Raw genomic sequence first — 5,717 nt, 5'->3', positions numbered from 1 at the left:
ATTTCTTCCCATGTCAACGCTCTCCTTTGAACTCATATAGTTGGGTTCATTATACAATAAAGAACCCTATAAAATAGAGAACGAATAAGGGTTTTTTATCCGTGTCTATTCTATAGGGTCCAGTTTAATTTGAGGGACGGGTTTTTTCTTACCTTACATGAGAGAATAATGTAAATATACCAGGCTGTATGAAGCAAAGTAAACGAAACAATCAATTCGATAATGTTGGTAAAAATATAAGTCCGCTCTGTAGCCTGGTTCAGTGTATACAGAAAGCCCGGAGTGGCTATCAGGACAACAAAGAAATTCATGACGAACAAATAGATCATGTCTGTAATAAATTCGCTTAATGAATAATTGAATTTAATATCCATCAGACCGAAGATGATCAGTTCAATAACCATGATCCCTGTTACCATTGTCATGATAAATCTGAAATCAAAATCGAACGCACTGAGTATAATCCCGGCCAGAAATAACGGTAATTCCACAAGCATCTTGTACCGGCGGCGTTTATCCTTTTCTGTCAACTCACTGTATTTTAACAATTCTCTCACCCCTTTCTCATTGTACAGCATTACATTACTAATTTCTACAGGAATACGTGTAAAGTAGCAAATCTTTCTACTTTACACGATTGCCGTTACAAGAGCGTATATACTGTAGTTATTTTATATGCAAATTAAACAGAGGAATCTCCTATTGAACTTTGATCATGATTAAATGACCGATCAAACAAAAAAGGATTGTCCAGTATACAGCTGGACATTCCCTTATTCTCACTACTTATTGTACTTTTTTATAATCAGGCATCTCTTTGCTTTCTTGCTTTCTTATTACTCTGCATGATATTCCAGGACCGCTTGATTGTACCCAGTATGTTGGTGTCAGAATAAACCAGGACATTGGAGCGGTAAAAGGCAAGAGCCACAGCAGAAATCAATGCTGCAAACCCGACCGTTCCTACAACGGACAGCCAGATTCCACTTGTCGCGACAGTCCCTGATGCGATCCTGAACGGCATCACGAAAGGCGTAAACAATGGAATATATGAGAATACGACGGCCAATGTATTTTCAGGAGATGTGAAAGCAAATAATCCGACATAGAATCCGGCAAGAGCGATAAAGACTATCGGAGTGACAGCTTTATTCACGTCTTCCATCTTAGTAGCCAGCGAGCCGAAGAAGGCTGCGAGTATGACATATATCAGCACTCCTGCTACAAAGAATATAAGTGTATAGCCCAGCAGTTCCTGAAGCATGCCCATAATATCCATCTCACCTATCAGTCCCTGTACAAAATCAGTGTCTCTGAAGTACAGATAGGCTGCAAATCCTACAGCTGCATAAATCGCGATCTGAGTCAGCATCACCATGATGACCCCAACCAGCTTGCCGAAGAAATGGTTGGTTGCTGTCGCACTGGACAAGATGATTTCCATGATACGTGTGCCTTTTTCGTTGGCCACTTCTTCAGCTATGATTCCGGAATATGTCATGATGAAAGCCATTATAGCAATACTGACCGCATAAGCGCTCCATTCCTGGATCATTCTATCGGTTGTGTCTTCTTCTGTCAGTGCCCCTTCTTCGATACTGACGACTGTTTCTTCTACTTGAACAGCCTCTGTCAGAGACATGACCTCTTCAGGAGCCAGCTCAAGATCATTCGCTCTAAGCATCGTCTGATAGTTTGTCAGCACTTCAGTAATGATTGGTATCTGATTAGACAGCTCGTTTGCATGGACGATTTCTGCCTGAAGGGTTTGTGCTTCAGTATTGATGACCATATATCCTTCGATATCCTCAGCAGTCAGGGCTGTTTCAGCTTCCTCTTCAGTCGTAATGTCTCCAGCAATCTCAAAATTCCATTCTTCATCTGAAAACAGCTCCTGAAGAGCCGGATCATCTGTTACGACAGCAATCGGTGTTGGCTCAGCGTTTTGAGCTTCCTGTGAAAAGTAGTAGGTCATCCCGGCGATAAAACCAATAATGATCAGCGGAATGAGAACCATGACGATAAACCCGAATGATTTAATATTTTTCTTGTATACTTCTTTAGTAATGACCCAGAATTTATTCATTTCGCTCACCTGCCATTCGTTTAAAAATCTCTTCTAAAGTTGGAGGTTGCTGGCTGAACGTCGGGATATAGCCGTTTCGTGTTGCTGCCTCAAAAATAGCCTTTCCTTCTTCAGCCTGAGTCAGATAGACAATATCGATCCCGTCTCTGTTTTTCTCCACCCGCTGTACACCCGGGAATTCCAGAAGAGCTTCTTTGCTTAGATCAGACTCTAAAAACAGCTTCGTCCGTCCAAACTGTTCGCGAATATCACGAACCGCCCCATTAAGTACCTGTTTTCCATTTTTCAGCATGATCAGGCTGTCACAGAGATCTTCCACATTGTTCATATTATGGCTGGAAAATATGATACGTGCGCCTTTACTCTGAGCTTCTCTTATCCCTTCTTCGAGGAGTTCTGCATTGACCGGATCTAATCCGCTGAACGGTTCATCAAGAATAATCAGTTCCGGTTCATGAATCAGGGTACAAATCAGCTGGACTTTCTGCTGATTCCCTTTTGACAGAGTTTTTACTTTATCTGTCTTTTTCCCTTTTACGTCGAACTTTTTCAACCAGTCATCAATCAGAGGACTGATCTCGCTTTTCTTCTTCCCTCTCAGCTGTGCAAAATAAAGAATCTGATTCTCAATCGATACTTTAGGATACAGCCCTCTTTCTTCTGGAAGATACCCTATTTTATTGAAGATCTTTTTCGACAGACGCTTATTTTCCCAAAGCACTTCACCCTGGTCTGCTGTCAGCAGGTCCAGTATGATTCGGAAGGTCGTCGTTTTTCCTGCACCGTTCTGACCGATCAGACCCATGATGTCTCCGGGACGAATCGTAAAACTGACATCTTCCACAGCGGTCAGATCACCGAACGTCTTACGCAGATTTTTCACCTCTAACATATTGTCTCCTTCTTTCTCTATATTATGTACTCTCATAGAATAATGATTATCTGCAGTATACCGTTTTAGGTGAAAATAAACATCAGACCTCCGGACCATTTTTCACATTTTATTCATCCTTTATTCATGAAAAAAGAGAATACCGAGGCATTCTCTTTTTGTTAATCTTATCCTTCAATTATCTTGATATAAACGTGCCGTGTTCTCGGACCGTCAAACTCGGTAAAGTAGACACTCTGCCAGGTGCCGAAAACGAGCTTGCCATTCTCAATAATCAAGGTCTCACTGGCTCCCACAAGCGAGGATTTAATGTGCCCATCAGAGTTCCCTTCCGCATGAACAAAGTAGTCATGATCAGGAAAGGTATCATCCAGCACGCGTTTCAGATCTGTCCGGACATCCGGATCAGCATTCTCGTTGATCGTGATCCCGCCTGTTGTATGCGGGCAGTAAACCACCATGATGCCGTTCTCGACCTGACTGTCTTCTAGCGCTTCATTCAAATAACGGTCGATCATAACAAATTCCTGCTTATGATGTGTATCAATCGTAATTTGTTTCAAATAGCTCATTGATAACCCTCCATTTGTTTGATTTTTCCGTCGGATAATTATATGGTAATTAGACTTTTTCTATCCATCCTTCAGGAGCCTCTACATCTCCAAACTGGATCCCGACCAGTTCATTATAGAGTCGCTTAGTAACGGGACCGACTTCTGTTTCAGAATAAAACACATGGAAATCATCCTCTACCTGAAGTCCACCAATTGGAGCAATAACTGCAGCCGTTCCACACGCACCAGCTTCTTTGAACTGATCGATATCCCTGATGAATACGTCTCCTTCAAGCGTGTCAAGATTCAATCTGTTTTCAGCAAGCCAAAGTAACGAGTACTTGGTTATGCTGGGCAGTATGGATGGTGACTTGGGTGTGACAAATACATCATCTTTGGTGATTCCGAAAAAGTTGGCTGCTCCGACTTCTTCTATTTTAGTATGTGTTTCCGGATCCAGATAAACCGCATCACTGAAGGAGCGTGACTTGGCTTCTTTTCCAGGAAGGAGGCTGGCCGCGTAGTTCCCGCCGACTTTAGCTGCTCCTGTTCCTTTCGGTGCCGCACGGTCATAGCCGCTTACGACAAAGTTGGACGGTTTCATCCCGCCTTTGAAATAAGATCCGACTGGCATGGCAAATATTGAAAAAATATACTCATCGGCAGATTTTATCCCAATATTGTCGCCTACCCCGATCATGTAAGGACGCAGATATAAAGAGCTGCCCGTCCCATATGGGGGTACCCATTCTTCATTAGCACGGACAACTTTTTTTACCGCCTCCACAAACTTGTCTTCCGGATAAACAGCCATAAGTAGACGTTCACAACTTTTCTTCATTCGAATGGCGTTTTCATACGGCCTGAATAAATTAATGGACCCATCTTCAGTCCTGTAAGCTTTCATACCTTCAAAACACTGCTGACCATAATGCAGGGCAGTGGATCCTTCAGAAATGTGAAGGCGATTGTCAGTCGTCAGTTCCCCTTCATCCCATTCCCCATCTTTGTATCGAGAGATAAAGCGATAGTCTGTCTTAATATATGAGAATCCAAGGTTTTCCCAATCTAAATCTTTTGTCATACATCTTCCCCTTTTCATGTCCCCCTAGTTACCTTTTTATTATACCAAAAAAATGACAAAATTTTAATGTTTCAGTCCATCCCTTTTTCTTCTGACCAGCTCGCTCATGATGAATGAAAATATGCTACACTGATAGTAAATCAACTATAAAGGATGACGCGTATGAAATTAGGATGTATCGGATTCGGAAATATGGCTCAGGCCATTGTAAAAGGACTACTGAAGAAGGAACTGATTCAAAGAGACGATCTGATTGTTTCGACTTATTCTCCGGAATCACTCAAAAAAATCGAAGAAAACTGGCAGATCAGTGTGACTCATGTCAACCAGGATGTGATCGACGCTTCAGATATCATTATACTGGCAGTGAAGCCTCATCAGATGGATAATGTGCTTGGTCCCCTTTCTATACCAGAAAACAAGCTCATCCTGTCCGTAGCTGCAGGATACACGAGTGAACGTCTGAAGCAGTTTTTATCAGAAAGTCAGTATCTTCGCACCATGCCGAACCTTAACGCACAAGTAGAAGAGTCCATGACAGCCATTGTCGAAAACCCCAGTGTTTCAGAAGAGAATATAAAGATCACTCAAGATATTTTCAACGTGGTAGGAGAAACAGTTATCATTCCTGAAAAACAGCTGAACATTTTTATCGGACTGGCCGGAAGTTCTCCTGCGCTGGTTTTCCTGTTCATTGATACGCTGGCTAGAAGTGCTGTTAAACATGGCATGAAAAAAGATACGGCTGTAAAGATTGCTGCTCAAGCTGTGTTGGGAAGTGGTAAAACCGTCTTACATGCCACCGACTCTCCTCAGACACTAATCGATAAGGTATCCTCACCCGGAGGCATCACTGTTGAAGCGATCCTGCACCTATTGCAAAGTGACTTTTCCGATTCAGTCATTGGCGCTTTCGACAAAATGATCGAGAAAGATCAGGCCATGTCCGAAAAACAGTAATAAATGGTCTCTTTTTGAACTACTCCACCTTAAATCCTAAGGGATTTTGAAGATGGAGATTCCTAAGAACTCCCACCTATTGGTCGGATATTGATTAGGCTAACTCTGTAGTCCCTACAGTTCTGGAAGTTAAAATACGCA

General features: G+C 42.3%; 6 protein-coding genes. 1 reads left to right on the top strand and 5 read right to left on the bottom strand.

The window, feature by feature from the left end:
• Positions 1-110 precede the first annotated feature (110 nt).
• The 5 genes from ACYQ4S_RS10525 to ACYQ4S_RS10505 form a co-directional block, all read right to left on the bottom strand.
• Positions 111-548: a hypothetical protein gene (locus ACYQ4S_RS10525; RefSeq protein WP_459771026.1), complete on the bottom strand. Its 438-nt coding sequence runs from the start codon at positions 546-548 to the stop codon at positions 111-113.
• 257 nt (positions 549-805) lie between these two features.
• On the bottom strand, positions 806-2,086 hold the full coding sequence (locus ACYQ4S_RS10520; protein ID WP_459771024.1) for an ABC transporter permease: 1,281 nt from the start codon (positions 2,084-2,086) through the stop codon (positions 806-808).
• A complete protein-coding gene (locus ACYQ4S_RS10515; RefSeq protein WP_459771022.1) occupies positions 2,079-2,978 on the bottom strand; it encodes an ABC transporter ATP-binding protein in 900 nt (299 codons plus the stop codon). The genes ACYQ4S_RS10520 and ACYQ4S_RS10515 overlap by 8 nt, the downstream gene beginning before the upstream one ends.
• A 167-nt stretch (positions 2,979-3,145) precedes the next feature.
• On the bottom strand, positions 3,146-3,550 hold the full coding sequence (locus tag ACYQ4S_RS10510; protein WP_459771020.1) for a secondary thiamine-phosphate synthase enzyme YjbQ: 405 nt from the start codon (positions 3,548-3,550) through the stop codon (positions 3,146-3,148).
• A gap of 49 nt (positions 3,551-3,599) precedes the next feature.
• On the bottom strand, positions 3,600-4,616 hold the full coding sequence (locus ACYQ4S_RS10505) for a branched-chain amino acid aminotransferase (protein WP_459771018.1): 1,017 nt from the start codon (positions 4,614-4,616) through the stop codon (positions 3,600-3,602).
• 162 nt (positions 4,617-4,778) lie between these two features.
• On the opposite strand from ACYQ4S_RS10505, the gene proC reads away from it, so the two are divergent.
• Entirely contained in the window at positions 4,779-5,576 is a 798-nt protein-coding gene (proC, locus tag ACYQ4S_RS10500; RefSeq protein ID WP_459771017.1) for a pyrroline-5-carboxylate reductase, read from the top strand.
• Positions 5,577-5,717 lie beyond the last annotated feature (141 nt).

The organism is Alkalibacterium sp. s-m-28 (assembly GCF_054658175.1).
This window is presented reverse-complemented; position numbering and strand designations above follow the sequence as displayed.

What these genes read in the sequence shown, in the direction of transcription:
- ACYQ4S_RS10520 (WP_459771024.1), bottom strand. Translation starts at nt 2,086, where the DNA reads ATGAATAAATTCTGGGTCATTACTAAAGAAGTATACAAGAAAAATATT.
- ACYQ4S_RS10515 (WP_459771022.1), bottom strand. Translation starts at nt 2,978, where the DNA reads ATGTTAGAGGTGAAAAATCTGCGTAAGACGTTCGGTGATCTGACCGCT.
- ACYQ4S_RS10510 (WP_459771020.1), bottom strand. Translation starts at nt 3,550, where the DNA reads ATGAGCTATTTGAAACAAATTACGATTGATACACATCATAAGCAGGAA.
- ACYQ4S_RS10505 (WP_459771018.1), bottom strand. Translation starts at nt 4,616, where the DNA reads ATGACAAAAGATTTAGATTGGGAAAACCTTGGATTCTCATATATTAAG.
- proC (WP_459771017.1), top strand. Translation starts at nt 4,779, where the DNA reads ATGAAATTAGGATGTATCGGATTCGGAAATATGGCTCAGGCCATTGTA.